The organism is Stenotrophomonas sp. STK16_22 (assembly GCF_051984505.1).
Taxonomy (GTDB): Bacteria; Pseudomonadota; Gammaproteobacteria; order Xanthomonadales; family Xanthomonadaceae; genus Stenotrophomonas; species Stenotrophomonas maltophilia_A.
In genome coordinates, this window is record NZ_CP196972.1 from 4,280,288 (window position 1) to 4,306,410 (window position 26,123).

At 67.8% G+C, this 26,123-nt stretch carries 23 protein-coding genes; 12 read left to right on the forward strand and 11 right to left on the reverse strand.

What is annotated here, in order from left to right; genetic code table 11:
* Positions 1-63: 63 nt before the first annotated feature.
* A complete protein-coding gene (groL, locus tag ACSYAO_RS19780; RefSeq protein ID WP_005411226.1) occupies positions 64-1,713 on the reverse strand; it encodes a chaperonin GroEL in 1,650 nt (549 codons plus the stop codon).
* Positions 1,714-1,794: 81 nt separating this feature from the next.
* Entirely contained in the window at positions 1,795-2,082 is a 288-nt protein-coding gene (locus ACSYAO_RS19785) for a co-chaperone GroES (protein WP_005411227.1), read from the reverse strand.
* A 312-nt stretch (positions 2,083-2,394) separates the two neighbouring features.
* Between ACSYAO_RS19785 and ACSYAO_RS19790 the strand changes: the two genes are divergently transcribed.
* The 5 genes from ACSYAO_RS19790 (at position 2,395) to ACSYAO_RS19810 (ending at position 10,703) form a co-directional block, all read left to right on the forward strand.
* Positions 2,395-4,185 (forward strand): endonuclease, encoded by a 1,791-nt coding sequence (locus tag ACSYAO_RS19790; protein WP_049462804.1) that lies wholly within the window; start codon positions 2,395-2,397, stop codon positions 4,183-4,185.
* A gap of 68 nt (positions 4,186-4,253) precedes the next feature.
* A complete protein-coding gene (gene cutA, locus ACSYAO_RS19795; protein WP_014648595.1) occupies positions 4,254-4,592 on the forward strand; it encodes a divalent-cation tolerance protein CutA in 339 nt (112 codons plus the stop codon).
* Positions 4,589-6,970, forward strand: a complete 2,382-nt coding sequence (locus tag ACSYAO_RS19800) for a protein-disulfide reductase DsbD family protein (RefSeq protein ID WP_049462805.1) — start codon at positions 4,589-4,591, stop codon at positions 6,968-6,970. Before cutA ends, ACSYAO_RS19800 begins: the two co-directional genes overlap by 4 nt.
* Positions 6,967-7,530 (forward strand): TlpA family protein disulfide reductase, encoded by a 564-nt coding sequence (locus ACSYAO_RS19805; RefSeq protein ID WP_049462806.1) that lies wholly within the window; start codon positions 6,967-6,969, stop codon positions 7,528-7,530. Before ACSYAO_RS19800 ends, ACSYAO_RS19805 begins: the two co-directional genes overlap by 4 nt.
* 650 nt (positions 7,531-8,180) lie before the next feature.
* Positions 8,181-10,703 (forward strand): PepSY domain-containing protein, encoded by a 2,523-nt coding sequence (locus ACSYAO_RS19810; RefSeq protein WP_149908987.1) that lies wholly within the window; start codon positions 8,181-8,183, stop codon positions 10,701-10,703.
* A 78-nt stretch (positions 10,704-10,781) separates the two neighbouring features.
* On the opposite strand, the gene ACSYAO_RS19815 is transcribed toward ACSYAO_RS19810, so the two are convergent.
* Complete coding sequence (locus ACSYAO_RS19815; protein ID WP_049463268.1) at positions 10,782-13,319, reverse strand: methyl-accepting chemotaxis protein; 2,538 nt, start codon at positions 13,317-13,319, stop codon at positions 10,782-10,784.
* A 202-nt stretch (positions 13,320-13,521) separates the two neighbouring features.
* On the opposite strand from ACSYAO_RS19815, the gene ACSYAO_RS19820 reads away from it, so the two are divergent.
* Positions 13,522-14,361 carry an arylamine N-acetyltransferase family protein gene (locus tag ACSYAO_RS19820; RefSeq protein WP_049463269.1) on the forward strand — a complete coding sequence of 280 codons (840 nt, stop codon included), beginning with the start codon at positions 13,522-13,524 and terminating at the stop codon, positions 14,359-14,361.
* 91 nt (positions 14,362-14,452) lie between these two features.
* Here the strand turns inward: ACSYAO_RS19820 and ACSYAO_RS19825 are convergent, their stop codons facing one another.
* The 3 genes from ACSYAO_RS19825 to ACSYAO_RS19835 are packed head-to-tail and all read right to left on the reverse strand — an operon-like array spanning position 14,453 to position 16,582.
* On the reverse strand, positions 14,453-14,824 hold the full coding sequence (locus ACSYAO_RS19825) for a VOC family protein (RefSeq protein WP_032129576.1): 372 nt from the start codon (positions 14,822-14,824) through the stop codon (positions 14,453-14,455).
* Between the two features lie 22 nt (positions 14,825-14,846).
* Complete coding sequence (locus tag ACSYAO_RS19830; protein ID WP_032129575.1) at positions 14,847-15,485, reverse strand: response regulator transcription factor; 639 nt, start codon at positions 15,483-15,485, stop codon at positions 14,847-14,849.
* Positions 15,482-16,582 carry a sensor histidine kinase gene (locus ACSYAO_RS19835; RefSeq protein WP_049463270.1) on the reverse strand — a complete coding sequence of 367 codons (1,101 nt, stop codon included), beginning with the start codon at positions 16,580-16,582 and terminating at the stop codon, positions 15,482-15,484. Before ACSYAO_RS19835 ends, ACSYAO_RS19830 begins: the two co-directional genes overlap by 4 nt.
* A gap of 156 nt (positions 16,583-16,738) precedes the next feature.
* Here ACSYAO_RS19835 and ACSYAO_RS19840 point away from each other — a divergent pair, with 156 nt between their 5' ends.
* The 3 genes from ACSYAO_RS19840 to ACSYAO_RS19850 all read left to right on the forward strand — a co-directional run bounded on the left by ACSYAO_RS19840 (position 16,739) and on the right by ACSYAO_RS19850 (position 19,489).
* Entirely contained in the window at positions 16,739-17,161 is a 423-nt protein-coding gene (locus tag ACSYAO_RS19840) for a DUF2141 domain-containing protein (RefSeq protein WP_049463271.1), read from the forward strand.
* 25 nt (positions 17,162-17,186) lie between these two features.
* Positions 17,187-18,710, forward strand: coding sequence for a carotenoid oxygenase family protein (locus ACSYAO_RS19845; RefSeq protein ID WP_049463272.1), 1,524 nt, complete (start codon positions 17,187-17,189; stop codon positions 18,708-18,710).
* Between the two features lie 62 nt (positions 18,711-18,772).
* A complete protein-coding gene (locus ACSYAO_RS19850) occupies positions 18,773-19,489 on the forward strand; it encodes an ABC transporter substrate-binding protein (RefSeq protein WP_049463273.1) in 717 nt (238 codons plus the stop codon).
* 72 nt (positions 19,490-19,561) lie between these two features.
* Here ACSYAO_RS19850 and ACSYAO_RS19855 read toward each other — a convergent pair whose 3' ends face one another.
* Positions 19,562-20,461: a LysR substrate-binding domain-containing protein gene (locus tag ACSYAO_RS19855; RefSeq protein WP_049463274.1), complete on the reverse strand. Its 900-nt coding sequence runs from the start codon at positions 20,459-20,461 to the stop codon at positions 19,562-19,564.
* Positions 20,462-20,559: 98 nt separating this feature from the next.
* On the opposite strand from ACSYAO_RS19855, the gene ACSYAO_RS19860 reads away from it, so the two are divergent.
* Positions 20,560-20,745, forward strand: a complete 186-nt coding sequence (locus tag ACSYAO_RS19860; protein WP_049463275.1) for a hypothetical protein — start codon at positions 20,560-20,562, stop codon at positions 20,743-20,745.
* Here ACSYAO_RS19860 and ACSYAO_RS19865 read toward each other — a convergent pair.
* Entirely contained in the window at positions 20,742-22,289 is a 1,548-nt protein-coding gene (locus ACSYAO_RS19865; RefSeq protein ID WP_049463276.1) for an alkaline phosphatase, read from the reverse strand. The two genes, ACSYAO_RS19860 and ACSYAO_RS19865, sit on opposite strands and share 4 nt — an antisense overlap.
* A 118-nt stretch (positions 22,290-22,407) precedes the next feature.
* Between ACSYAO_RS19865 and ACSYAO_RS19870 the strand changes: the two genes are divergently transcribed.
* Positions 22,408-23,202 (forward strand): D-alanyl-D-alanine carboxypeptidase family protein, encoded by a 795-nt coding sequence (locus tag ACSYAO_RS19870; RefSeq protein ID WP_049463277.1) that lies wholly within the window; start codon positions 22,408-22,410, stop codon positions 23,200-23,202.
* A 5-nt stretch (positions 23,203-23,207) separates the two neighbouring features.
* Here ACSYAO_RS19870 and ACSYAO_RS19875 read toward each other — a convergent pair whose 3' ends face one another.
* Positions 23,208-23,801, reverse strand: coding sequence for a TetR/AcrR family transcriptional regulator (locus ACSYAO_RS19875; RefSeq protein ID WP_049463278.1), 594 nt, complete (start codon positions 23,799-23,801; stop codon positions 23,208-23,210).
* 16 nt (positions 23,802-23,817) lie between these two features.
* Positions 23,818-24,414: an NAD(P)H-dependent oxidoreductase gene (locus ACSYAO_RS19880; RefSeq protein ID WP_049463279.1), complete on the reverse strand. Its 597-nt coding sequence runs from the start codon at positions 24,412-24,414 to the stop codon at positions 23,818-23,820.
* 126 nt (positions 24,415-24,540) lie between these two features.
* On the opposite strand from ACSYAO_RS19880, the gene ACSYAO_RS19885 reads away from it, so the two are divergent.
* On the forward strand, positions 24,541-25,074 hold the full coding sequence (locus ACSYAO_RS19885; RefSeq protein WP_049463280.1) for a hypothetical protein: 534 nt from the start codon (positions 24,541-24,543) through the stop codon (positions 25,072-25,074).
* 73 nt (positions 25,075-25,147) lie between these two features.
* Here the strand turns inward: ACSYAO_RS19885 and ACSYAO_RS19890 are convergent, their stop codons facing one another.
* Positions 25,148-25,975, reverse strand: a complete 828-nt coding sequence (locus tag ACSYAO_RS19890; protein WP_049463281.1) for an isocitrate lyase/PEP mutase family protein — start codon at positions 25,973-25,975, stop codon at positions 25,148-25,150.
* Positions 25,976-26,123 lie beyond the last annotated feature (148 nt).

The following is a 26,123-nucleotide window of genomic DNA, read 5'->3' on the forward strand; positions in this document are numbered from 1 at the left end:
AGCCGGCCACAAAAAAACCCCGCCTTGCAGCGGGGTTTTTCATTGCGGTGCGAATGCGGGGACTTAGAAGTCCATGCCGCCCATGCCACCCATGCCGCCCATGCCACCGGCGCCACCCATGGCCGGCTCGTCCTTCTTCGGAGCTTCGGCAACCATGGCTTCGGTGGTGATCATCAGGCCAGCGATCGAGGCCGCGTTCTGCAGCGCCGAACGGGTCACCTTGGTCGGGTCCAGGATGCCGAACTGCAGCATGTCGCCGAACTCGCCGGTGGCGGCGTTGTAGCCGAAGCTGCCGGTGCCTTCCTTGACCTTGTTGATGATGACCGACGGCTCGTCACCGGCGTTGGCAACGATCTCGCGCAGCGGGGCTTCCATCGCACGCAGGGCGATCTGGATGCCGTGGTTCTGGTCTTCGTTGGCGCCCTTCAGGCCGGCCAGCGCGGTGATCGCGCGGACCAGGGCAACGCCGCCGCCCGGAACCACGCCTTCTTCAACGGCCGCACGGGTGGCGTGCAGGGCGTCGTCGACGCGATCCTTCTTTTCCTTCATTTCGATTTCGGTCGAGGCGCCGACCTTGATCACGGCAACACCGCCGGCCAGCTTGGCCACGCGTTCCTGCAGCTTCTCGCGGTCGTAATCCGAGGAGGTGTCCTGGATCTGGGTCTTGATCTGCGCCACGCGTGCATCAACGTTGGCCTTGTCGCCGACGCCGTCGATGATGGTGGTGTTCTCCTTGGAGACCTGCACCTTCTTGGCGCGGCCCAGGTCCTTGATGGTGGCCTTCTCCAGCGACAGGCCGACTTCTTCGGAGATCACGGTGCCGCCGGTCAGCACGGCCATGTCTTCCAGCATCGCCTTGCGACGGTCGCCGAAGCCCGGCGCCTTGACGGCCACGACCTTGACGATGCCACGGATGGTGTTGACGACCAGGGTGGCCAGCGCTTCGCCTTCAACTTCCTCGGCCACGATCAGCAGCGGCTTGCCGGCCTTGGCGACGCCTTCCAGCACCGGCAGCAGGTCACGGACGTTGGAGATCTTCTTGTCGTGCAGCAGGATGAACGGGTCATCCAGGTCAGCGGTCTGCGACTGCTGGTTGTTGATGAAGTACGGCGACAGGTAGCCGCGGTCGAACTGCATGCCCTTGACCACGTCCAGCTCGTTGTCCAGGCCCGAGCCTTCTTCAACGGTGATGACGCCTTCCTTGCCGACTTCCTTCATCGCGTCAGCGATGATCTGGCCGATCGACTCGTCCGAGTTGGCCGAGATGGTACCGACCTGGGCGATCGCCTTGTCGTCGGCGGTCGGCTTGGAGATGTTCTTCAGCTCGGCGACGGCGGCCGAAACGGCCTTGTCGATACCGCGCTTGAGGTCCATCGGGTTCATGCCGGCGGCAACGGCCTTGGCGCCTTCGCGGATCAGGGCCTGGGCCAGCACGGTGGCGGTGGTGGTGCCGTCGCCGGCATCGTCGTTGGTGCGCGAAGCAACTTCCTTCACCATCTGCGCGCCCATGTTCTCGAACTTGTCAGCCAGTTCGATTTCCTTGGCGACGGAGACGCCGTCCTTGGTGATGGTCGGGGCGCCGAAGCTCTTTTCCAGCACGACGTTGCGGCCCTTCGGGCCCAGGGTGGCCTTGACGGCATTGGCGAGAACGTTGACGCCGCGCACCATGCGCGAACGGGCGTCTTCACCGAAACGAATATCCTTGGCAGCCATTGCATTTACCTCATTGGTAGCGCCGGACGATGCCCGGCGGCTGGGAGTTTGGGATCAGGTTGAAACAGGTCGCGCCGAGGCTCAGCCGATGACGGCGAGCACGTCGTCTTCGCGCAGGACCTTGTATTCGACGCCTTCGCTCTTGTACGAGCTGCCGGCGTACTGGCCATAGATGACCTTGTCGCCGACCTTCAGCGACGGCGCGCGCACGTTGCCGTTGTCCAGCGGCTTGCCCGGGCCGACGGCCACGACCTCACCCTTGGTGGACTTTTCCTTGGCCGAGTCGGGGATGACGATGCCACCGGCGGAGATTTCGTCGGCTTCGATCGGCTTGACCACAACGCGGTCGTGCAGCGGCTTGATGCTCATAGGAGACCTCTTAAGTGATTGATTGGTCTAAAAAAGTCCGGCGATGTTAGCACTCACCCCAGGCGAGTGCCAGAACCGCACGTGAAGAAACCCGACAACGTCGGGAGCAGGGCAGAGATGGAGCCGCGCCGCCCCCTTTCAAGGGCGGAATGAAAAAATTTTTTCCACCCGCGCGCCTCGGCCACGGCGTCGGTCCTGGACAATTTCGGTGACAAGCGTCGCACTGTCAGATATCTGACGTTCATTTACGACAAAGTGTCACTGGATCGGCCTTAGGCTCGGTCAGGCATTCCCAATCACAAGGAGTAGTCGATGCGATTGCTGTCCCCGCTTGCCGCCGCCTGCCTGCTGGCACTGGCCGCGGCGCCGGCCCAGGCCGAGGTCTTCATCAATGAACTGCACTACGACGACAGCACCGCCGCCGGTGACGTCGGCGAAGTCATCGAAGTGGTCGCTACCGCAGGTGAAGACCTGTCCGGCTACCGCCTCTACCTCTACAACGGCAGCAATCCTTCGGCCGCCACGGTCTACGCCAACAACCCGGTCCCGGCCGGCACCGCCGCCGGTTGCGGCAGCGCCAGCATCGCCGTGGTCAACTACCCGACCAACGGCATCCAGAACGGCCCGAACGACGGCATCGCCCTGGTCGACGCCAGCGGCAAGGTGGTCCAGTTCCTCAGCTACGAGGGCGCCATCACCGCCTCCGGTGGCCCTGCCGCCGGCATGACCAGCCAGAACATTCCGGTGGCCGAGACCAACAGCACGGCCCCCGGCACCTCGCTGCAGCTGACCGGCAGCGGCAGCCAGTACGCCCACTTCACCTGGGCCGAGTCGGCCAGGCAGACCTTCGGCAGCTGCAACAACGGCCAGACCTTCAGCGGCGGCGGCACCCCGGGCCCGAACACGCCGCCGTCGGTGTCCACCACCACCCCGGCGCAGGGCAGCAGCACCTTCCCGGCCGCGGCCGATCTGGAAGTGGTGTTCAGCGAGACGGTGAACCTGGCCAGCGGCGCGTTCGCGCTGAGCTGCGGTACCTCCGGCATCGTGCCGCTGACCTACCCGGCCAGCGGCCGCAGCGTGAAGCTGTCCACCAACACCGCGCTGGTGGCCGGTGAAGCCTGCCGCTTCGACATCCGCGCCGCGCGCATCACCGACCTGCAGGGGGCGCACCCCGCCGCCGACAGCCGCATCGCCTTCACCGTGGCCAGCACCGGCGGCAATCCGGACCCGGGCAACCCGGGCGTGCCGGCCGGTTACTACTCCAAGGTCAATACCAGCAGCCCCAGCCAGCTGCGCTGCTCGCTGCACGCCACCATCAAGGGCCACACCGCCTACCCGTACAGCGGCTCGGGCACCAGCACCTGGACCATCCTGGAAATCGCCGACGAGGATCCGAACAACAGCGGCAGGATCCTGGATGCGTACCGCAACCGCAGCTACGCCAAGGTGACCGACCGCGCCGGCAGCGGCGGCGGCCTGAAGTACAACCGCGAGCACACCTGGCCGAACTCGCTGGGCTTTGCCAGCACCACCGGCGACAAGGGCCTGCCGTACGCGCCGTACACCGACACCCACATGCTGTACCTGACCGACGCGCAGTGGAACGCCGACCGTGGCAACAAGCCGTTCGGCAAGTGCGACGCCAACTGCGGCGAACGCGCCACCGAGGCCAACAACGGCCAGGGCGGCGGCAGCGGCGGCTACCCGGGCAACTCCAACTGGGTGCGCACGCCGGACGGCAACACCGGCACCTTCGAGGTGTGGGGCAAGCGCAAGGGCGACATGGCACGTGCGGTGATGTACATGGCGATCCGCTACGAGGGCGGCAAGGATGCGGCCACCGGCCAGTCCGAGCCGGACCTGGAGCTGACCGACGACCGCAGCAGGATCGTCAAGACCAGCAGTTCGCCGGCCTACATGGGCCTGCTCTCGACGCTGATCGACTGGCACCTGTCCGATCCGCCGGATGATGCCGAGCGTGCCCGCAACGACGTGATCTACAGCTTCCAGGGCAACCGCAACCCGTTCATCGACCACCCCGAGTGGGCGACCCCGGGCCTGTTCACCTCGGCCAAGCCGGCCTCCTGCCAGCTGGCCAACTGACCGCGCAACGCAGCGGTCCACTGCCGCCGCCGGGCCCTGACCCGGCGGCGGCCCTATACTCGACGGTCATGTCGACCGTCGATCCCGTCCTGCTGCTGTTGACCACCTGCCCGGACCGGGCCAGTGCCGAGCGCATCGCGCACGCGCTGGTCGGCGAGCGCCTGGCCGCGTGCGTGACCCGCCTCGATGGCGCGCAGTCCACCTACCGCTGGCAGGGCGAGGTGACCACCGACGCCGAACTGCAGCTGCTGGTGAAAACCACCGCGAGCCGCGTCGATGACGCGATTGCCCGGATCGTCGCACTGCATCCGTATGAACTCCCGGAGTGCATTGCGGTCGAAACCCGGGCCGGCCTGCCGGCGTATCTGGACTGGATCCGGGCACAGACCCGGGAGGACACTGATTGAAGACTCTGTTTGCGCGCGGCGCCGCCTTGTGCGCCCTGTTGTGGCTCTCGCTGCCGGCCTTCGCGCTGGATGAGAAGGACCTGCTGCCGGTGGACCAGGCGTTCGCGCTGACCGCCAGCGCCCCCGAACGGGGCCAGGTGCAACTGCAGTTCAAGATCGCACCGGGCTATTACCTGTATCGCCACCGCACCAGCGTCAAGGCCGACCCGGCCTTCAATGCCGGCGCGCTGCAGATGCCCAAGGGCGACAAGCACCACGACGATTTCTTCGGCGAAGTCGAAACCTATCGCGAACGCCTGCAGGCCACCCTGCCCGGCACGCCGACCGACGCCGCCGGCACCATCAGCCTGGAAGTGCGTTACCAGGGCTGCGCCGATGCCGGTGTCTGCTACCCGCCGCAGAAGCGCGTGGTGCAGGTCACGCTGCCGGGCGCCGGTGCGGCGGCCGCGGTGCCTGCCGCGCGTGCCGGTGCGGCAAGCCCGTTCAACAACCCGCTGGCCGGTGCCGGCAACAGCGGTGGCCTGCGCCTGCCGGGCGCGGCCAGCAACAGCCAGGCGCTGCCGCTGCCGTCGGAGCAGGCGTTCGGCTTCGACGCCATCGCCAGCGACGGCAATACCCTGCTGCTGCGCTTCAGCCCGGCACCGGGCTACTACCTGTATCGCGACCGCACATCGGTGAAGCTGGACGGCAGCACCGGGGTGCTGGCCGACAAGCTGCGCTGGCCTGCCGCACAGTCGCATCGCGACGAACACTTCGGCGATGTCTCGGTGTACTTCAACCAGGTGGAAGTGCCGCTGCCGCTGCGCCGCTCCATCGCCGATGCGGTCGACAGCACTCTGGTGGTGACCTTCCAGGGTTGCCAGACCGATGGCATCTGCTACCCGCCGATGACCCGCCGGGTGAAGCTGTCCATTCCGGCCGGCAAGGTCAGCAGCAGTGCCGACCAGGCGCCACCGCGCAATGAGGTGATCAGCCCGCTGCCCGCTGCCAACGGCGCACCACGCGAAGCCGCCAACGGCGCACCGCTGCGCCTGCTGCCAACCGTGCCCAATACGGATGCCACGACCCCTGCTGCAGGTGACGGCACCGCCAGCAGTGAGTTCGCCGCCGATGCACAGGGTGACAACGCGCTGCGCACGCGACCGCCGGTGACCACGCCGAATCCGGACCGTTCGTTCGTATGGGTCCTGCTGCTGGCGTTGGCCGGTGGCCTGGTACTGAACCTGATGCCCTGCGTGCTGCCGATCCTGTCGCTGAAGGTCCTGAGCCTGGCGCAGAGTGGCGAAAGCCCGCAGCGCGCGCGCAGCCATGCCCTCTGGTACACGCTGGGCGTCTTGGTCGCGTTCGCGGTGATCGGTGCGTTGATGGTTGGCCTGCGCGCGATCGGCAACGCCGTCGGCATCGGCTTCCAGCTGCAGCACCCGGGCGTGGTGGCGGCGCTGGCCTACATCATGTTCGCGGTGGGCCTGAGCCTGTCCGGCGTGTTCACACTGGGCGGCGGCATCGGCAACCTCGGCCAGTCGCTGGCCAGCCGCAGTGGCCCGGCCGGTGATTTCTTCACCGGTGCGCTGGCCTGCGTGGTCGGCAGTGCCTGCGTCGGCCCGTTCATGGGCGGCGCGATTGCCTACGCGTTCATTGCCCCGCCGCTGAAGGCGATGACCGTGTTCCTGTTCCTCGGCCTGGGCCTGGCCCTGCCGTTCCTGCTGATCGGCTTCGTGCCGGCGCTGGCGCGCCGCCTGCCCAAGCCGGGCCCGTGGATGGAAACGCTCAAGCACGTGCTGGCCTTCCCGATGTATGCCACCGTGCTGTGGCTGCTGTGGGTGCTGGGCAAGCAGCGCGGCGTGGACGGCATGGCGCTGGTGCTGGGTGGCCTGCTGCTGCTGGCCTTCGGTCTGTGGCTGTTTGAACGCAACCGCTGGACCGGCTCGCGCGCCGTCACCCTGCTCGGCGTGCTGCTGGCGATCGGTGCACTGGTTCCGGCCTGGGGCGTGACCCAGCTGGCAGCGCCGGCGCGTGCCGCACAGGCGGCCACTGACAACGTGGTCGAATACTCGCCGCAGCTGCTGGATCGCCTGCGCGCCGACAACCGCGTGGTGTTCGTGAACATGACCGCCGACTGGTGCGTGAGCTGCAAGGCCAACGAGCGCGCCGTGCTGTCGCGCCCAGAGTTCAAGGAACTGCTCAAGCGCACCAACGCGGTGTACATGCGCGGTGACTACACCAACGTCGATCCGCAGATCACCACGTTCCTGGAAGAGCACAAGGCCGTGGGCGTGCCGCTGTACGTGGTGTACGGCCCCGGCGCACCGCCGACCGTGCTGCCGACCCTGCTGACCCAGGCGGTGGTCGAGGAAGCGCTGCTGCGCACCGCACGATGAAGTGGCAACGGCCAGCGCTGCTGTGGACAGCGGTGCTGGCCGCCGGCCTCGGCCTGTGGGCCGGGCATCGATTGGCTCCCGCGCCGGCTGCGCCTGAGGCCATGCCAGCGGCGCCTGCGGTGGCGGCGGTGGCACCCGCCCTGCAGGTCGGCGACAACCTGCCCGCACTGTCGCTGCCCGATCTTGAAGGCCGACCGCTGGACCTGCGCCAGCACGCTACCGGCCGCCCGCTGCTGATCAACGTCTGGGCCAGCTGGTGCGCGCCCTGCGTTGAAGAAATGCCTGAACTGGCGCGCTTTGCCCACACCCAGGGCGACAACGGTGTGCAGGTTCTTGGCCTGGCGCTGGATACGCCGGAAGACGTGCGCGGTTTCCTGCAGCGGGTACCGGTGGATTACCCGATCGTGATCGAGACACCCGGGCCACGCGATGCCAGCGTGCAGCTGGGCAATACGCAGGGCCTGCTGCCCTACAGCGTGCTGTTCGATGCACAGGGCCGGCTGGTGAAGGCGAAGCTGGGGCCGTTCGCCCACGGCGAGATCGACAGCTGGGTGAAGTGAGGGTGTTTTTTGCAGGGCTTGCAGCCCTGCACCCTGCTCAATGCAACGCAACGGCAACGGCAACAGCCAAAGCGGGCATTCCGTGGGTTGGCGGGACGGTATCGGAGTGCGGGGACGCTGCAAGTACATCCCTGTAAGCTTGGCAGCCGCATCCATGCGGCTGACACCCCGCACTCCGACACCGCCCCACCTCTGACAGATCTTCGCGGCTGTTGCCAGGTGTCGACCTTGGTCGACACATCTGTCAGATATCGATATTCAGAGCGGAATCAGACCCCGTGCCGACCAACGGTCGGCACCCACCAAAGCAGAACGCCGTTCCGACAGATCGCAGGAAACTGTCGAAGGCGGGGTAGGTCCGGTTGAGGGGGCGTGAGCGCCATGGATGGCGCGACCGAGGCTACATGGACGTATTCACGCCGTCCCCCGCAACCGGACCCACCCCGCCTCCTCACAGGAAACCCGCTGTTGCTTCGGCTGTTGCTTCTGAGGTTGCCGGCCAGCGGCCGGCACTACCACGGGTGCCGGGCGGCGCCCGGCCGATATCCCCTGCTTGACCACAGCCGGGGCGCCACGGAGAATTCCGCGACTAATTCTCATTTGCTGTTGCGCAGGATGCGGGCGGCAGCCTTCCAGGCCCTCCTCCTTCGATGTTCAAGAACGTCCTGTTCCAACTGCACTGGCTGCTGGGCATCACCGCCGGCGCCGTGCTGGCCGTGATGGGCCTCAGCGGCGCCGTGCTGTCCTTCGAGGATGAACTGCTGCGGGCGGCCAATCCCGGCTTCGCCGAGATCGCCGAGCACCATGCCGACGGCCAGCTTCCGCTTGAACTCAGCGAGCTGGTGCCGCTGCTGCAGGCTGGCAGCGAACGCCCGCTGCAGCGCCTGCGCGTGGATGCCACCGGACAGCGGCCGTCGATGGCGCGCTTTGCCGGCGGCAAGGAACACTGGGTGTACTTCGACCCGTACAGCGGTGAGCGCTTCAGTGCCCTGCGCGGGCAGGCGTTCTTCGATTTCGTCGAGGACCTGCACCGCCACCTCGCCGCCGGCGAGCGCGGCAAATGGATCACCGGCAGTTGTGCCATCGCGCTGCTGTTCTTCACCCTGTCCGGGCTCTACCTGCGCTGGCCGCGGCGCTGGTGGCACTGGCGCAGCTGGCTGGCGGTGGAATGGAAACGCAGCGGCCGTGGCTTCCTGTGGAGCCTGCACTCGGTGGTCGGCACCTGGGTGCTGTTGATCTACCTGATGAGTGCGCTGACCGGCCTGTGGTGGTCGTTCGACTGGTATCGCAGTACCGCCAACACCCTGCTGGGCGTCGCACCGGCCGCCAAGCACAAGGTCGCCACCGACGCCGCCCTGAACCTGGAACGCATCGAAGCCACGCTGTACGCACTGCCCGGCGTGCGCACCGGCTACATCGACCTGCGCCTGCCGGAGAAGCCGGGGCAGGCACTGAACGTGCGGGTGATGGCCGGTGATCCGTCGCAGCGCGGCGGCCAGCATGACCGCGCGCATGATCTGCTGCAGCTGGACCCAGGCACGGGGGCCACGCTCGATGCCCGCCCCTATGCGCGCCAGGGCGCCGGCGCGCAGCTGGCCACCAGCGTGTTCGCGCTGCACTCGGGCAGTTACTTCGGCGTGCCCGGGCGTGTCGTGGTGATGCTCAGCAGCCTGGGCATGAGCCTGTTCTTCATCACCGGCTGGATGCTCTACCTGGACCGCCGCCGCAGCCAGCGCGCCGCGCGTGACCTGCGCCAGTCGCTGCCAGCAACGCCTGCCGATGGCGGTGGTACGCCGTGGCTGGTGGTGCATGCCAGCCAGAGTGGACTGGGAGAACAACTGGCATGGCGCGCCGCCGCGCAGCTGCAGGCGTCCGGTCATGCGGTGCAGGTGCTGCCACTGGCCCGCGTTGATGCCGCGCAGCTGGCACGCACCGCGCAGGTGCTGTGGGTACTGAGCACCTTCGGCGACGGCGAGCCACCGGATGCGGCGCGAGGCGCTGCACGACGGCTGACGGCACAGACACTCGACCTGTCAGGCCTGCAGTTTGGACTGCTGGCGCTGGGTGACCGACAGTACCCGCACTACTGCGGCTTCGGTCGCCAGGTTGATGGCTGGCTGCTCGGCAACGGCGCGCGCCCGTTGTTCGACCGCGTCGAAGTCGATGCCGCCTCGGTAGCGGCCTTGCGCCAATGGCAGCTGCAGCTGGGCGCGCTGACCGGCATCGTCACCGATGACAGCGTGCTGCCGGCGGCCACGCAGATGCATGAGTGGCGGCTGCTCGGCCGCGACCGGCTCAATCCGGGCAGCATCGGTGGTGCCATCTGGCGCATCCGTCTTGCGCCACCGGCCGACGTGCAGTGGCAGGCGGGCGACATCCTGCATATCGCGCCCCGGCACAACGCACGGCACGCCAACGCCGTGTTGAAGGCACAGGGGTTGGATCCGCTGCAGCCGCTGCTGGTGGACGGCCACCCACGCACCCTGCTGGCGCTGGCCAGTGAACGCGAGCTGCCCGAGGCCGACGCCGCGCTGGCGGTGCAGGATGCCTGCCTGTGGCTGTCCGGATTGCCAACGCTGCCCGGACGCGAATACTCCATCGCCTCCTCCACGAGTGATGAAGTGGTGGAACTGGTGGTGCGCCTGGTGCATGACCTGTCGGGTCGAGCCGGGCTGGGCTCGGGCTGGCTGGCGCTGCATGCCCCGGTCGGTGCCAGCATCGTGGCCCGTGTGCACCGCAATCCTGGATTCCATCGTGTCAGTGGCGCCCCGATGGTGCTGGTCGGCAATGGCACCGGCATCGCGGGTCTGCGCAGCCTGTTGCGCGAAGCTGCCCACACAGGCGAGCACGGGCACTGGCTGCTGTTCGGTGAGCGCCAGCGCGCGCACGACTTCCTGTTCGCCGACGAGATCGAAGCGTGGCAGGCCGATGGCCATCTCGCGCGGGTGGACCTGGCGTTCTCGCGCGATGGCGAAGGTGGTTACGTGCAGGATTGCCTGCATGCCGCCACCGATGCGCTGCGCGAATGGATGCAGCGTGGTGCGGTGATTCATGTCTGCGGCTCGCTGCAGGGCATGGCCGAAGGCGTGGACCAGGTGCTGCGCGCTGCGCTGGGCGATGAGGTTGTGGAAACGCTGCTGGAGACCGGGCGCTACCGGCGCGACGTGTACTGAGCCACAAGGGTAGTGCCGACCGCTGGCCGGCAGGATCATCGACGGTGCCGGCCAGCGGCCGGCACTACCGGAGCGGGATCAGGCCGCAGCGCGCGCCTGTGGCATCGACTGCAGACGGAACGCGCCCACGGCTTCTGCCAGGGCATGCACCTGCGCCTGCATCTGCGCGGTCGAGGCCCCCGCCTCTTCCACCAGACTGGCGTTGCGCTGTGTACTGGCCTCCATCTGCACGATGGTCTGGTTCACCTGGGCGATGCCGGCATGCTGGTCCTGCGACGCGCTGCGGATCCCGGCCAGCAGATCCGCCAGCTGCTGCACGCTGCCGACAATCTCGCCCATCGTGGTGCCGGCCTGTTCGGCCTGCTGGTTGCCCTGGCCCACACGCGCCACCGAATCCTCGATCAATCCCTTGATCTGCTTGGCCGCCTCCGCGCTGCGCTGAGCCAGCAGGCGCACTTCGGCAGCCACGACGGCGAAGCTGCGGCCCTGCTCTCCAGCGCGCGCCGCTTCCACCGCCGCGTTGAGCGCGAGGATGTTGGTCTGGAAGGCGATGCCATCAATCAGCTGGGTGATGTCACCGATCCGCCGTGAGGCTTCGCTGATGCCATGCATGGTGGCCACCACCTGGCCGACCGCCTCGCCTCCGCGCTGGGCCACTGCCGCCGCGCCCTTGACCAGCGCATCCGCACGGCCCGCGGCATCGGCATTGCGGCCAACAGTGTCGGTCAGCTCGTGCATCGACGCTGCCGTCTCTTCCAGATTGACCGCCTGCTGCTCTGTACGCTGCGACAGATCATGGTGACCGGCAACGATCTCGCCGACACCGGTATCGAGGCTGGACGTGGCCTGCTGGATGCGGGTGACGATGCGGCCCAGTTGCGCGACGGTGGCGTTGGCATCATCGCGCATGCGCGCGAACACGCCCTGCAGTTCACCTTCCATGCGCACGCTGAGGTCACCGCGGGCCAGCGCGGCCAGAAGCGCCTGCAGATCGCCAAGATTGGTCTCGAAGGTGGTCAACAGGCGATTGATGCTGGTCGACAACGTGCGCACAAAGCCCTGCTTCCCCTCCAGCGCGATGCGACCGTGCAGGTCACCGTGCGCGGCCGCGTCGACCAGGGCTGCCACTTCGGTTTCCAGCAGGGTTTCCAGCGCGCGACTGCGCCATTCCACCGCCACGCCGAGGAAATGCCCCTCGTCGACAATGGGATTGGCGACCAGCTGATAGCGCACACCGCAATGGCCGATCTCGCGTTCTTCGCGTTGTCGCACGCCAGCCAGGCTGGCCAGCGCCGGATGCAGGCGTACCGCATCGCTCCCCACCAGCTCATCGCCCTGACGTTCCAGCTGCTCCAGCAGCGCCGGATTGGCGTACGCCACCAGGCCCTCGGCATCGACCACCATCAGCCCGGTCTGCGCACTGTCCAGCGCCTGGCGCACGCGGGTGTTGCCGCGCGCCACGGCACGCTCGGTTTCGATGCGCGCGCGCAGGCGCTGCTGCATGTCGACCAGGCGCTGGGCAAGCTGGCCGATCTCATCGTTGGCGTTGTAGACGCGCAGGGTGGTGTCGAGGCGGTCGTCGGCGATGTCGCTGGCGAAACGCAGGGTGTCCTGGATCGGCTGGCGCACCGCACGCAGCGCCAGCACCAGGCTGGTGATCAGCACGCCGGCCACCAGCAGCAGGGTCAGTGCGAACAGCACGCTCATCGTGCGCGCGGCGACCTGCTGGCGCGCCTGCGCCTTGGCCAGCGCTGCCACCTGCGCCTGCTGGAAAGCGGCCAGCGCCGGCGCTACGCCCGCGGCGGTATCCAGCAGCGACTGCGCTTCCACATCCAGGCCGACGCGGGCCGCGGTATACCCCAGCAGGGCGCCTTGATAGCCCTCCATCCCGCTGCGCAGGGCGTCCTGCGCATCCGCGGGCAGGCCCGCCAGCGCGAGGTCGAACGGCAGCTTTTCCTCGCTGGCGCGGTCGGCGTGGGTGGAATCACCGTCGAGCAGCAGCAGGGCCTCCTGCCTTCGCATCTTCTGCAGGGACAGCGCCAGCGACGGCCGCTGCAGCGCATCCACCTGTGCCTGCAGGGTTTCGGCGGCCTGCTGCAGCTGTGCAGCGAGGCCGGCCTCACCGCGGCCCATCTCGTCGACCCGTTCAAACAGGGCGGCGACACCCTGCGAGAACGCGTCGGCCGATTCGGTCAGCACCTGCAGCGCCTTGCGTCGGCCGGCGTCCATCGGCATCGCGCGAAGCGCCTGCAGGTCAGCCTGCAGGGCCTTCTGTGCTGCCAGCAACTGGCTGCGGTCAGCATCATCGAAACTGCGTGCATACTGGGTCTGCAGGCGGCGCGCTTCGGCCACCCGCGTGGACAGGCTGGCAGCCAGATCGCTGCCGCGCTGGTAGCTGGCCTGGCTGCGCGCGGCCAGGGCGTTGGCATGGCCAGTCCAGGCGTAGACAGCGGCGATCGCCACCAGCCCCAGGCCACAGACCCACAGGGTCGCCTTGAGCTTGTTGGCCACGCTGAGCCGGTGTGGTTGCAGCCACAGCAGCAGGCCGGGGGACGCCGAGCGCAACGTGGCAAGACGCGTGCGCAGGGACCGGAGGTGGGGGACAACGGCCGACATGACAGACTCCAGGCGGAAGGACGCACCTGTATCGGCCGGATTCAGGTCAACTTTAGGCCTTTTTTCGTCTGCGTCCCCCGTCACTGGCGGACGCGGTCTTTGTACCGGGTGCAGGCGACGGGGGCATGACACGGCCGCCGTGCTTGACCTCAACCCCGGTTGGGGGAGCACAGTGGACCTCCCTTCCCCGCCCGGTGCCCCCATGACGAGGCTCGATGTCCCCCGCTACCTGCAGCGCCTGCAGCTGGATGCGCCGCCACCACGGACCCTGGCCGGCCTGACCCTGCTGCAGCAGCGCCACAACGCACTGCTGCCCTTCGAAACCCTCAGCTGCCTGCTGCGCGATGCGGTGCCGATCGACCTGGACAGCGTGCAGCGCAAGCTGCTTGACGAGTGCCGCGGTGGCTACTGCTTCGAGCTCAATGGTGGGTTGCTGGCGCTGCTGCAGGCCTTGGGCTTCGATGCCCAGCCATTGAGCGCGCGCGTACTGCTGGCCGCCCAGGACGGCGAACTGACCGCGCGTACCCATCTGCTGCTGCGCGTGCAGGTGGACGGCGATGACTGGCTGGTGGATGCCGGTTTTGGCAGCCTGACCCCGACCGTACCGCTGCGCCTGCATGACCCGCAGCCGCAGGCCACCCCGCACGAACGCTATCTGTTGCAGCGGTTGGGAGACGGCGGTGATTTCATGCTGTCGGCCGAATCCAGCGACGGCTGGCGGGTGATGTACCGCTTCGATCTGCAGGCGCCGGCGCCGATCGACAACGTGGTGGGCAACTGGTACGTATGTACCCATCCCGATTCCAGTTTCCCCGGCCAGTTGCGCGCGTCGCTGACCGGGCCGGACTGGCGCCGCACCATCGGCAGCGGCAACTACACCGAGTACCGCCCCGGACAGGCACCGGACAAGCGCCCGCTGCATGATGTGGGTGATGTGCGCGACGTGCTGGAGCAGCGCTTCGGCATCCAGCTTCCGGACGACCCGCGGCTGGATCCCGCAATCAACGACTGGCTGCAGCGCTCACGCGCCGCGACGCTGTAGAGTCGAGCTTGCTCGACTGATGCATCTACGGCGACGTCAAAATCAGTCGAGCAAGCTCGACTCTACAGATGCGCGCACCGCAGCGTTGACGTTACGGCGCTGTGCGCGCCTGCAATGCGATACGGTTGCCTTCGCTGTCGCGGATCTCGGCCACGCGCCAATCGCCGGCATCGGCCGGGCCGAAGCGCAGCTCGGCTCCGGCCTGCAGCGCACGGTCGAGGCTGGCATCCAGGTCACCGACGCCGATGTAGATGCGCGCGCCCTGCTCGGAAGGCAGATAGTCCGCGCCGTGCACCAGCGCAATGCTGGCACCGGCGGCCTCATCGGAAAACGGTAGATAGGCCATCCGGCAGTCGTGCAGCACGATGGGTTCGTCCACCGCAACCTGCAGCCATCGCTGGTAGAACGTGATGGCCCGGTCCAGGTCACTGGCCGGGATTTCCACATGCAGGATCGGGTTCACTGACATTCCTTGCCACGTCCACTCAGATGATGCGCAGGGTAATCGCCTTCAGCACTGCACGGGTGCGATCGCGGGTGCCCAGCTTGTCGAGTATGGCGGACACGTAGTTCTTCACCGTGCCCTCGGCCAGGAACAGGCTGCGCGCGATCTCCTTGTTGCTGTAGCCCCCGGCCAGCAGGCGCAGGATTGCCACTTCACGTTCGCCGAAGGTATCGGTGGGCGGCGCTTCATCGTGGAAGCGGTAACGCGCGCGCACCGGATCGGTACTGACCGGCAGCAGCAGGGTCTCGCCAGCGGCAACGCGTTCGATGGCCTCGCGCAGGTCGGCCGGCGCGGCATCCTTGAGCAGGAAGCCCTGTGCGCCGGCCTCGCTGGCGCGCAGCAGCAGATCACTTTCATCGAAGGTGGTCAGCAGCAGCCACGGCGTGGCATCGCCGCGCGCGCGCAGCTGGCGCAGTGCCTCGATCCCATCCAGCCCTGGCATGCGGATGTCACTGAGCACCACGTCCACGCGCTGCGTATCCAGCGCATCCAGCAGGGCCTGGCCATCCTCGGCCTCCAGCACCACGTCCACCCCCAGGCCCTGCAGCAGCGCACGCAGGCCTGCACGCACCAATGCCTGGTCGTCGGCCAGCGCTACGCGGATTGCGGCCGGGCTCATGCCGGCAACCGCGCGGTCAGATGCATGCCGCCCTGCGCGGTTCGGGCCAACTCCAGCCGCCCCTGTACGGCCGCCAGGCGCTCGCGCATGCCGGCGATGCCATTGCCCTCGCGGATGCGTTCGGCGCGCTGGCCATCATCGCGGATATCGATACGCAACTGGGATTCCTCTTCACTGATCGTCAACCACACGGTGTCTGCATTGCCGTGCCGGGCGGCATTGGTCAGGGCCTCCTGTACCAGCCGCAGCACGGTCTCGGCCATCAACGGGTCAGCCACGCGCACCCCGTCGCCGATCTGCAGCTGCAGCTTCGGTCGTGGGAAGGGTGCGGCCAGCGCATGCAGCGCGGTGGCCAGATCGAGGCCGCGATCATCGCGCATCGACTGCACCACCTGGCGGATGTCGGCCAGCAACTCGCCGGACAACTGTTCGGCCAGCACCAGCCCTTCGCGGCCGGCCAGCGCAGGGTCTGCGGCCAGGGCGCGCAGGTTGAGCCGCATCGCGGTGAGCTTGTGCCCGGCCACATCGTGCAGCTCGCGCGCCAGGCGCAGGCGCTCGGCATCGCGTGCGCTGTCGGCCAGCAGCGCGCGGGTGGCCAGCAGGTCGGCGTTGACCCGGGCCAGGTCGTCGCGGGCCAGCGCCGTGCTGCGGGCATAGTGCGCGGTCAGCGCGGCGAAGGCCTGGAAACCGCCATACAGCAACACCACCAGCAGCGGCTGGCTGAAGCCGCTGTGGCGGAGCACGGCATACACCGCCAGGTTGGCCAGCAGCGCAACGCCCAGCACGAAGCGCGGCGGCCAGTGTTCGGCCAGCTGTGCAACCAGCACCACCAGCAGCACCGGGGCGGTACCGGTACGCGGCTGCAGCGCAACCAGCACAACCGCCAGCAGCGCCTGCAACACCGCAGCAGCGGCGCGCACGCGGGATGGCATCGACGCCCAGCCGTGCACCACGAACAGCAGCAGGAACACAGCAAGCAACAGCAGGCTCAGCCCGGCGCCACTGCGCTGCACTGCGAACGACAGGCCGACCACCAGCACGGTGATCAGGCCGGCAAGGCTGAGCGGACGCAACAGATGGCGGAACAGGCTGGGCATGGCCAGATGCTGACGGCCGCGCACGCCGGCGGCAATGGGTCCGGCGCAGAAAGTGACTTCTGGCACGTCGAATCGATGACCACTGGCCCTGAACCCGGTGCAGCGCCCCACGCAGACTGGCTCCACACCGCCACACACACTTCCGGAGCCACTGCCATGATCCGCACCGCCCTGCTCAGCACCGCACTGACTGCCCTGGCCCTGGCCGGCAGTGCCCACGCCGCCGACCTGGCCGTGACCGTGCACGACGTCCGCGCGCAGACCGGCACCCTGCGCGTTGCGTTGGTCGGCAACGCCGCCGCCTGGGACGGCAAGGCCAAGCCCGTGCAGGCCCAGCAGGCGGCGCCCAGCGGCGACAGCGCCCACTTCACGTTCAAGGGCGTGCCGGCCGGCAGCTATGCCGTGCTGCTCACCCACGACGAGAACGACAACGGCAAGCTCGACACCAACCTGGTCGGGATGCCGGTGGAAGGCTACGGCTTCAGCAACAACCCGCAGGTGATGCGCAAGCCGACCTTCGACGAGGCGCGCGTCGACGTGCCGGCCGCCGGCACCGCCATCGACATCACCCTGCGCTGATTCCGCATCCATACCCGAGGCCACCATGGACCGTCGCCGCTTCCTTCGTACCCTGCTCAGCAGCAGTGCCTGTCTGGCCCTGGGCGCCACCGCGCTGCGCAGCGCTCCCGCCTTCGCCGGCGACCCGGCGCGGTTCGCGCAGGGCATGCAGGAACACCCGTGGCTGCTTGGCTGGCGCAGCGTCGGCAGCGAAAGCCTCGGCCCGACCACCGTGCAGTTGCAGGGAAAGCTGCCGTCAGGCCTGGCCGGTACGCTGTACCGCAACGGCCCGGCGTGGACCGAGCGCGATGGCTTCCGCTATGACCACTGGTTCGACGGCGACGGCATGGTGCATGGCTGGCGCTTCAATGGTGATGGCAGCCTGACCCATCACGGGCGCATGGTCGCCACGCCGAAATTCACCCGTGAACAGAAGGCCGGCCGCTTCCAGTATCCGGCTGCCGGCACCAGCGTTCCCGGTGCGCTGGCAGTTCGAAACAACGACGATGCCAACGTGGCCAATACCTCGGTAACCATGATCAATGGCCGCCTGTTCGCGCTGTGCGAGTCCGGCTCGGCATTCGAAGTAGACCCCGATTCCCTGCAGACGCTGGGTCCGGTGACCTGGCGTCCGGACCTCGCCGCACTGCCGTTCTCGGCGCACCCGCTGCGCGACCGCGACGGCAGCGTCTGGAACTTCGGCTCGATCAGCCTGATGGGTGGCCATGGCCTGCTGGTCTGGCACATCGGTGCGAACGGCCAGCTGCGCAGCGCCAATGTGATCGAAACACCCGAGCATGGCTACCTGCATGCCTTCGCGATGACCGACCAGCACCTGGTGTTCGTGATGATGCCGTTCGATTTCACCGGCGCAGGCGGCAGCTTCTTCGAGCGCATGCAGTTCGCACCGCAGCGTCCCGTACGCATCGCGGTGGTCGCCAAGGATGCGCCGGACAAGGCGCAGTGGTTCGAAGCCCCGTTCGCGGCGATCTACCACTTCGGCGATGCGTTCACCCGCAATGGCGGCATCGTGCTGCGTGCAGTGCGCCACGACGACATCAATGAGGCGCGCTCGCCGATGAAGGAAGCGATGGCCGGTGATGGCGCACACGCTGCCAACAGTGGCGCCAGCCTGGTCGAGCTGCATCTGGACCTGCGTCGTGGCCAGGCCCGCTGGCAGCCGCTGGGCATCAGCGCAGTGGAGTTCCCGTTGTTCGACCCGCGCTCGGCGAACACACGTGGCGCACGGCTGTATGCGCCGACCATCGACGGCACGGCCAATGCGCCGTACTTCAACGCCGTGGCCGCGTTCGACATCGAGCACGGGCGCCGCCAGCTGTGGAACTATGGCCCGGACATCATGGCCGAAGAGCATGTGTTCGTACCGCGCCCGGGCAGCCGCAACGCCGATGATGGCTGGCTGATCGGCACCCTGCTTGACCCGGTGAACAAGCGCAGCGGCCTGGCGGTGCTCGATGCCCGCCACCTGGACGACGGTCCGCTGGCACAGGCCTGGCTGCCCTATGCGGTACCACTGGGCTTCCACGGCACCTTCGCCGCGCGCGGCTGATTCCACGCCACGCGGACACCGTTATTGGCATGCTGGGTCTCCCCTGCCCCGTGGAGTCCCGCATGTCCCTGGCCGACCACCGAAGTACGCTGGCACCACACGGTTTCCTGCGCGCGGCGATCAACCTGGGCAACCCGGTGCTGGCACAGGGCGATGCGCGCTCACCGCGCGGCCCCTCACTGGAACTGGCTACCGCATTGGCGCAACGGATGGGGGTGCAGGCTCGCTTCACCTGCCACGATGCCGCAGCCTCGGTGGTCGAGGCAGCAGGCGAAGACGGCTGGGATCTGGCCTTCCTGGCCATCGATCCGGCACGCGCCGACCGCATTGCCTTCAGTGCTCCGTATGTGGAGATCGAAGGCACCTATCTGGTGCGCGAGGACAGCCCTGCGCAGCAGGTGGCCGACCTGGATCGCGAGGGGCTGCGCATCGCGGTGGGGCGTGGCGCGGCCTATGACCTGTTCCTCAGTCGCGAACTGCGCCACGCCACGATCGAGCGGGCGGAGACCTCGGCGGCGGCCATCACCCTGTTCGATCAGCAGCGCCTGGATGCCGCCGCCGGTGTACGCCAGCCGCTGGAAGCATGGGCGCAGGTGCATCCCGGCCACCGTGTGCTGGCCGGCCGTTTCACCGCGATCCAGCAGGCAGTGGCGGCGCCGGCCTCACGCCCGGCCGATGCATTGCGGGCGTTGTTCGAGGAAGTGGAGGCGATCAAGGCAGGCCCGTTGCTTGAGGCAGCGTTCGCGCGTGCCGGGCAGGCGGTCACGCTGGTTCGGTGACTGTAGAGCACCAGCAGTCGAGCATGGCTCGACGCTACAGATCCAGATGCAATGGTCGAGCATGGCTCGACGCTATAGATGTGCGTCTGCCATGTGCCGCACGTGCTCGGCGGCCTGCGCGTGCAGCCAGTCGCGGAACGCAAGGAAACCGCGATGGCTGGCCGAGCGCTGCGGGTACACCAGCCAATGCGGCCAGTCGGTTTTCAGGCGCTGGCTGGACAGTGCAACCAGCTGGCCCGAATCCAGCAGCAGCCGCGCCCGCGTCACCCGCCCGAGCGCTACGCCCACGCCATCCAGAGCGGCGCGATGGTGCGCCTCCGAATCATCCAGCACCGCCACGAAACGCGACGGTGGGCTCTGCCCGCTCAACGCGAACCAGGCGCCCCACGCGCCATCCGGATCACCGAGCAGCGGCCACCGGGTCAACGGCACACGGTCAATGCCGCCCATGCGTTCGATCAGCGCCGGGCTCGCCATCGGCACCAGCCACTCGTCGAACAGCGGTTCCACCACCAGGCCCGGCCATTGCCCGCTGCCCAGACGCAGCGCGGCGTCGAACTGGCGCTGCCGCTCGAAATCAATCAGGCGTTCACTCGACTGCAGGTTGATCTCGATCTGTGGATGCTCGGCCACGAAGTGACCCAGGCGCGGCACCAGCCAGGCCGACGCCATCGACGGCACCGCGCTGATCGTCAGCACGTGCTCGGCACGTGCGGCATAGGGCTGGAAGGCTTCGTTGATCGCATCCAGATGCGGTCCGACCTGGTCGAGCAGGCGCTGCCCCTCAAGGGTGAGGGTGACACCACGCGGCTGGCGGATCAGCAGCGGCTGCCCGAGCCGTTCTTCCAGCTGCCGCATCTGATGGCTGAGCGCACTGACGGTCACATTCATCGACGCAGCGGCACGCGACAGGTTGCCGAGCCGGGCAGCAGCCACGAAGCCCTGCAGGGCATGGAGCGGAGGGCGGGACATCAGGCTTGAATTCCTCTCAAGGCATGCTTGCGGAAATGTCGCTTTTTGCCCGTCCATGCTGCCCGTATCGTGCAATCCACTCAAGTGGAGGCACGCTCATGAACATCTTCAGCGGCTTGTTGTTCCTGCACGGCCACGTGGCCAGTGTCGAGCTGGCACGCCAGCTGGCCAGCCCGTCGCCGACGCCGCCGCCCAGCACCGCCCCCGGTAGTGCCGGCCGCTGGCCGGCAACCTCGCCGACCGGGAAACCTGCAGCTGCCAGCCAGCGGCCGGCACACCCCTAACGCTGCAGCGCTTCCTGCACCGCCGCAGCCACGTCGGTGTTGTCGATGTAACTGCCGTCGTTCCAGCGCACGTGCTGACGGTAGCCGGCATCAACGCCCCGCACGCGCTGGCCCAGCAGCTCCGCGCCCGCGCCCTTGGCCCACAACGGCACCAGCGCATTGGAATGGTTGCCGGTGGGACGGAAGCTGATCCCGGGCATGCGCCCACGGCCGTTGTTGCGCACCGGCTCGAAGGCGACGTTCTGTGCATCCGGGCCCATCGGCATGCTGTTGTCGTGGTCGGTGGTGACGATCAGCAGGTTGCGCTCCCAGCCACCGTTGCGTTCGATCCACTCGATCACTGCTGTCACCGCGTCGTTGAACTCCACGGTTTCCTCGATCAGCCGGCCGTACTGCGGCTGGTCGCTGCACTGGCCGTAGTGCCATTCAGTGCCGCAGGCACTGGTATGGGCGGCCCAGTCGGTGGCGCCACCTTCCACCATCAGGAACAGGCCGTTGGACGAACGCTGCTGCAGGAATTGCAGCGCGCCACGGGTCATGGTCGCAAGATCCGGCACGCTGTCGATCTTCCTCACACCGGAAGGCGTGGCCGCATCCTTGCCCAGCACCTGCAGCTGGCGCGCCTGCTGCAGCGTGTTGGCCACGCGCGGCACGCCGATCAGCGGCCGGTCGGCCGGCAACCGTCCCTGCGCCAGCGCGGCGAACGCTTCCTTGCTGCGGATCAGGCGCCACGGCCCCGACGGATTGCCGCCGATGGTGCTGCCCGCTTCCAGCTGCTGCCAATCCTGCGGCGACACCCATTCCCACGGGTTCGCACAGCCCTCGGCCTTGGCCGTGCCGGCACTCTCGTCACAGGCGCGACCATCAACGCTGTAGCCAGGGCCTCCGGTGCCCATCACCAGGTCCATATGCCCCTGTGCCAGCATCTGATGGGCGATGGCGTGATAGTTGTTGCGCGATTCGTTCTGCGCCGCGAACGCGGCCGGCGTGGCATGCGCGAACGGTACCGAAGTCACCACACCGGTCGCCATGCCCAGCCGCTTGGCGCGCAGCGTGTTGAACTCGACCGGATTGCCATCGTTGTTGTAATTGATGGCGTTGTTGTAGGTCTTGATGCCCGAGGACAACGCGGTGCCCGCCGCCGCACTGTCGGTAGCCACCGCAGCCAGGTACTGGTAGCCCGCAAACGGCAGGTCCTGCGCAGGAACCGGTGTGTCATCCCAGGCCTTGCCCGCGTCGTAGCCCAGGGTCTGCGCGTTGTCGCGGGTCGGCTGGCTGCTGGCGTTCAACGGGAAGGTGGTTACCGCCAGGCGCTGCGGAAAATCCGCATACGGCGCCCCTTCGCGGCTGCCGTATTGCCAGTAGGCGGCGGCGTCCCAGGTGCCCCAACCGGCACCGTCGTTGATCATCACGATCACGTTGTGCGGGCGCGCTGGGCCGGAAGCAACAGCCTCGGCGCGCAGGTTGGGCTGGCAGCCACCCAGCGTAGCCAACGCAAGCAGCAGCGAGGAATGGAGCCAACGGCGTGGCATGCGTGCAGTCATCGGATGTCCCGTCGGGCCAACGGCGGCCCACAATGGCGGTACGTTATATCGTTTCAATATTGCAGCTTCATGCAGCCGCCGCGGGCTATCCTGCAGGCCCTCCTCCATCGGCCCATCCATGCCGCCTCCCGCTACTGAGCGCGCGCCGTTGTCCTCGATCACCCTCGATGCGGCAACTTTCGCGGTGGTCCATCAGCACAACGCGGACATCGCGCGGCAACCGGCCTCGCTGACCAAGCTGATGACCGCCTATGCGGCGTACGAATGCGTCGAAGAGAACGGAGGCGCGTGGGACGAAGCGGTCACCATCGCCGCCGGGGATGTGCACGCGGTGGCCGATGATGAAACGCGCATGGGCCTGGTGCCCGGTGAAACAGTCACCCTCGCGCGCCTGCTGGAAGGACTGATGATCGTCTCCGGCAATGACGCGGCGCTGGCCATCGCGCGCCATCTGGACGGATCACAGCCTGCGTTCCTGGACCGCATGAACCGGCACGCGCGCCAGCTTGGCCTGCGCAGCAGCTGGTTCGCCAGCGTATCCGGCATCACCACCCCGCACCATGCTTCCAGCGCGCGCGACATGGCAGTACTCGCCGCCTGCCTGCTGAATGACCATCCGCAGATACTGGCAATCACCGCGCAGCGCACGTTCGCGCATGGCAGCCTCAGCCGCAGCAACCAGAACGCCCTGCTCGGCGATGACGGCGTGGATGGCTTGAAGACCGGCTACACCCAGGCCGCAGGCTTCTGCCTGGCCGCCACCGCCTGCCGGGCAGTGCCCGGGCGGGATCAGCCGGTACGCCTGATCACCGTGGTGCTGGGTTCTGAAAGCCGCGACGCACGCGATGCCCTTGTGCGCGAGCGGCTGGCCGCCGGGTTCGCGGCGCTGGCCGACAGCACCGCCGACGCCTGAGCGGCTCAGCGCCGCTTGACCGTTGCCACGATCAGCCGCTGCAGCTCGGCTTCGGCTGCGGCCTTGTCCAGCGCGCCTGCTGCCACGGCTTCGGACAGGGCTTCGGCCGCACCGAGAATCGCCCAGCGCCCGGCCAGTGGCACCGTGCCGTCGGCAGCAAACGGGCCCAGCCAGGTATCGCAGTTGTCGATGAAATCCTGCTGGTAGCGCCGCCGCACCTCGTGCAGTTCCGGCGCGCCCACCAGCGCGGCGAGGATGCCCTGCACTTCACTGCCCTGGCTGAGGATGCAGTCGATGTAGCCGGAGGCGATTGCCGCCGCACGATCGGCCAACTGCGCCCGTGCGCGGCCGATGCGCTCGTTGAAGACCACCGTCTGGCGACCGTCGTAGTCATCGTAGAGCGCGGCCAGCAGGCCGTTGCGGGTCACGAAGTGATCGTAGGCCACCGGCTTGGTCACGCCCGCGGCCTCGGCCAGCCGACCCAGGGTCAACGTGTCGGTGCCTTCTTCGCCAACCAGCGCCCAGGCCACGTCCAGCAACTGGCGGGCGCGTTGCTCGCGGGTCAATCGGCGGCGCGTGGGAGCGGCGTTGGCAGGCATCGGCGGAACACGGCGATCAGTGCATCGGAGTTCCGATTTTACAGCCGATCGCCAGCGCGGTCTGCAGATGCGTTTCGGCCGCACCGGTATCGGCATCCAGCAGCAGTTCTGACGTCAGCACGCGCGCGCCGCAGTAGTCGAAGATGCCCATGTCGATCTGCGTCTTCATCGCCGCGCCGTAGCCACGACGTTCGACCATGTCCGCGCCGGCTCCACCGATGCCGACCAGGTGCACGCGCAACCGCTGCAGCTTCTTCTGCACCTTGCCGTCTGCACCGTCCTGGTAGGCCCAGCCCTGGGTGAACACGCGATCGATCCAGCCCTTCAGCAGTGCGGGGAACGACCACCAGTACAGCGGATAGACCAGTACCAGCGTGTCGGCAGCATCCAGCCGCGCCTGCTCGGCGGCGACGTCGGCTGGAGGTGCGCCGGTGCCACGGAACAGCGCCTGGTCGTGCGTGTTGAAGCGCGGATCGAAGCCTTCGGCCATCAGATCGGCATGGGTCACGGTATTGGCGGTATCCGTTGCGGTGATGGCTTCGCCGATGCGCCTGGCGATGGCATGGGTCAACGCGGCGGATTCAGGATGGGCGGTAACGATGAGGGTGTGCATGGGGGATGTCCGGAATTCACTACCTACCAATAGTAGTTAATGACGCCCGGGACACCAGCGCCATGCGTGGGATGCTGTTTCCGCATCCGCCGTATAGTGCGGCGGTTCCCGCTGAGATACCCGACGATGCACCGATACCTGCTCGCCCTTCTGCTGGCCCTGCCGATGGCAATGGCCGTTGCGCCAGCGCTGGCCGGTGAGCTCAGTCCGGAAGACTCAGCCGCATTGCGCCAGGACGTGCAGGCGATGATGGGCGCATTCGCCCGCGGCGATGCCGAGTTGATCATCGCCCGAACCCATCCCAGCCTGAAGCGCCTGGCCGGGGGCGATGAGGCCTATGCACGGATGACCCGCGACACGGTAAAGGAACTGCGCAAGGCCGGCGTCACCATCATCAGCGACGAAGCGGGCGTGCCGGGCCGCACCTATGCGGCCGGTGATGAGGAAGTCTGCTTCGTGCCACGCCAGTCGCTGCTGCGCGTGCGCGAGGCGCCGATGCGCAGCACCTCGTTCATGCTCGCCGTGCGCCGCGTCGGCACAGCCCAATGGAGTTTCATTGACGGTGCTGCGTTGCTGGACAATCCCGCGCTGCTTCGGCAACTGCTGCCAGCGTTGGAGCCTGGGGTGACGCTGCCCAAGGGTGGGATGGAAGCGCTGTAATCGCAGGCGCATCCATCCACGCATGGCGTGGATCTACTATCCCTGCTGGTCTGGGACTGCACCGGGATTTCGCTCAACGGAACAGCGCGTTCAACGCGGCCCCGGAAGCCGCCTGCTGCAGGCCGTCGAAGCGTCCGGCCTGCACGATCGGCTGTGTCGCCTGCATCAGTCCGCCCCATGCAGCACGGGCCAATGCGCCGCCCAGGCTGACGCGGCGGACGCCGAGTGCAGCAATGTCCTGCAGGCTCAGCGGTGTCGGCCCACCGACCAGCAGGTTCACCGGCTTCGACCATACGGCGGCAATCACCGCGCTGATCTGCTCGCGCGTGCTGATGCCCGGTGCATACAGCACGTCTGCACCGGCCTCGGCATAGGCGCGCAGGCGTTGCAGGGTGTCCGGCAGATCCGGCACGCCGACGAAGAAGTTCTCGGCACGGCCAACCAGCAGCACGTCGCCGCCCGCGCGGTCGATGGCTGCACGGGCAGCGCGCAGACGCTCCACCGCCTGATCGATCGGACGCAGCGGTGCATCGGCGACGCCGCTGGCATCCTCGATCGACAACGCCGCGATGCCGGTGTCGATCGCCGCGGCCACCGCCTCCTGCACCTTCTGCGGCGTATCACCGAAGCCATCGCCGAAATCGGCGTTCAACGGCAGCGGCGTCGCTGCCGCCATCAGGCGCAGATGCTCCAGCGTGGCCTGCAGCGAAACCGCTCCGTCCGGCCGCCCTTCGCTCCAGGCACAGCCGGCACTGGTCGTGGCCAGTGCCTGGAAGCCCTGCCGCTGCAGGTAGCGCGCACTGCCCACGTCCCATGGATTGGGCAGTACGAAGCACCCTGCTGAATGCAGCTGGCGGAAGGCCGCGCGCTTGCGTTGGGTATCGGCATCGGGCGAGGTCATGGCGGGCTCCGGGGCGGCAGACCTGCACCCTAGCCCGCCCTGCAGCCGGGCTCAACGACGACGGCGCAAACCTGCATGAGGTGATGCCACCTGCTTATTGGACGCTGTGGATGCAGGTGCCCGAGCGTGCTTGCCTGCCCACACGATG

Excerpts from the sequence above, each read along its gene's own strand:
- groL (WP_005411226.1), bottom strand. The coding sequence starts at position 1,713 with ATGGCTGCCAAGGATATTCGTTTCGGTGAAGACGCCCGTTCGCGCATG.
- ACSYAO_RS19785 (WP_005411227.1), bottom strand. The coding sequence starts at position 2,082 with ATGAGCATCAAGCCGCTGCACGACCGCGTTGTGGTCAAGCCGATCGAA.
- ACSYAO_RS19790 (WP_049462804.1), top strand. The coding sequence starts at position 2,395 with ATGCGATTGCTGTCCCCGCTTGCCGCCGCCTGCCTGCTGGCACTGGCC.
- cutA (WP_014648595.1), top strand. The coding sequence starts at position 4,254 with ATGTCGACCGTCGATCCCGTCCTGCTGCTGTTGACCACCTGCCCGGAC.
- ACSYAO_RS19805 (WP_049462806.1), top strand. The coding sequence starts at position 6,967 with ATGAAGTGGCAACGGCCAGCGCTGCTGTGGACAGCGGTGCTGGCCGCC.
- ACSYAO_RS19810 (WP_149908987.1), top strand. The coding sequence starts at position 8,181 with ATGTTCAAGAACGTCCTGTTCCAACTGCACTGGCTGCTGGGCATCACC.
- ACSYAO_RS19815 (WP_049463268.1), bottom strand. The coding sequence starts at position 13,319 with ATGTCGGCCGTTGTCCCCCACCTCCGGTCCCTGCGCACGCGTCTTGCC.
- ACSYAO_RS19820 (WP_049463269.1), top strand. The coding sequence starts at position 13,522 with ATGACGAGGCTCGATGTCCCCCGCTACCTGCAGCGCCTGCAGCTGGAT.
- ACSYAO_RS19830 (WP_032129575.1), bottom strand. The coding sequence starts at position 15,485 with ATGAGCCCGGCCGCAATCCGCGTAGCGCTGGCCGACGACCAGGCATTG.
- ACSYAO_RS19835 (WP_049463270.1), bottom strand. The coding sequence starts at position 16,582 with ATGCCCAGCCTGTTCCGCCATCTGTTGCGTCCGCTCAGCCTTGCCGGC.
- ACSYAO_RS19840 (WP_049463271.1), top strand. The coding sequence starts at position 16,739 with ATGATCCGCACCGCCCTGCTCAGCACCGCACTGACTGCCCTGGCCCTG.
- ACSYAO_RS19845 (WP_049463272.1), top strand. The coding sequence starts at position 17,187 with ATGGACCGTCGCCGCTTCCTTCGTACCCTGCTCAGCAGCAGTGCCTGT.
- ACSYAO_RS19850 (WP_049463273.1), top strand. The coding sequence starts at position 18,773 with ATGTCCCTGGCCGACCACCGAAGTACGCTGGCACCACACGGTTTCCTG.
- ACSYAO_RS19855 (WP_049463274.1), bottom strand. The coding sequence starts at position 20,461 with ATGTCCCGCCCTCCGCTCCATGCCCTGCAGGGCTTCGTGGCTGCTGCC.
- ACSYAO_RS19860 (WP_049463275.1), top strand. The coding sequence starts at position 20,560 with ATGAACATCTTCAGCGGCTTGTTGTTCCTGCACGGCCACGTGGCCAGT.
- ACSYAO_RS19865 (WP_049463276.1), bottom strand. The coding sequence starts at position 22,289 with ATGACTGCACGCATGCCACGCCGTTGGCTCCATTCCTCGCTGCTGCTT.
- ACSYAO_RS19870 (WP_049463277.1), top strand. The coding sequence starts at position 22,408 with ATGCCGCCTCCCGCTACTGAGCGCGCGCCGTTGTCCTCGATCACCCTC.
- ACSYAO_RS19875 (WP_049463278.1), bottom strand. The coding sequence starts at position 23,801 with ATGCCTGCCAACGCCGCTCCCACGCGCCGCCGATTGACCCGCGAGCAA.
- ACSYAO_RS19880 (WP_049463279.1), bottom strand. The coding sequence starts at position 24,414 with ATGCACACCCTCATCGTTACCGCCCATCCTGAATCCGCCGCGTTGACC.
- ACSYAO_RS19885 (WP_049463280.1), top strand. The coding sequence starts at position 24,541 with ATGCACCGATACCTGCTCGCCCTTCTGCTGGCCCTGCCGATGGCAATG.
- ACSYAO_RS19890 (WP_049463281.1), bottom strand. The coding sequence starts at position 25,975 with ATGACCTCGCCCGATGCCGATACCCAACGCAAGCGCGCGGCCTTCCGC.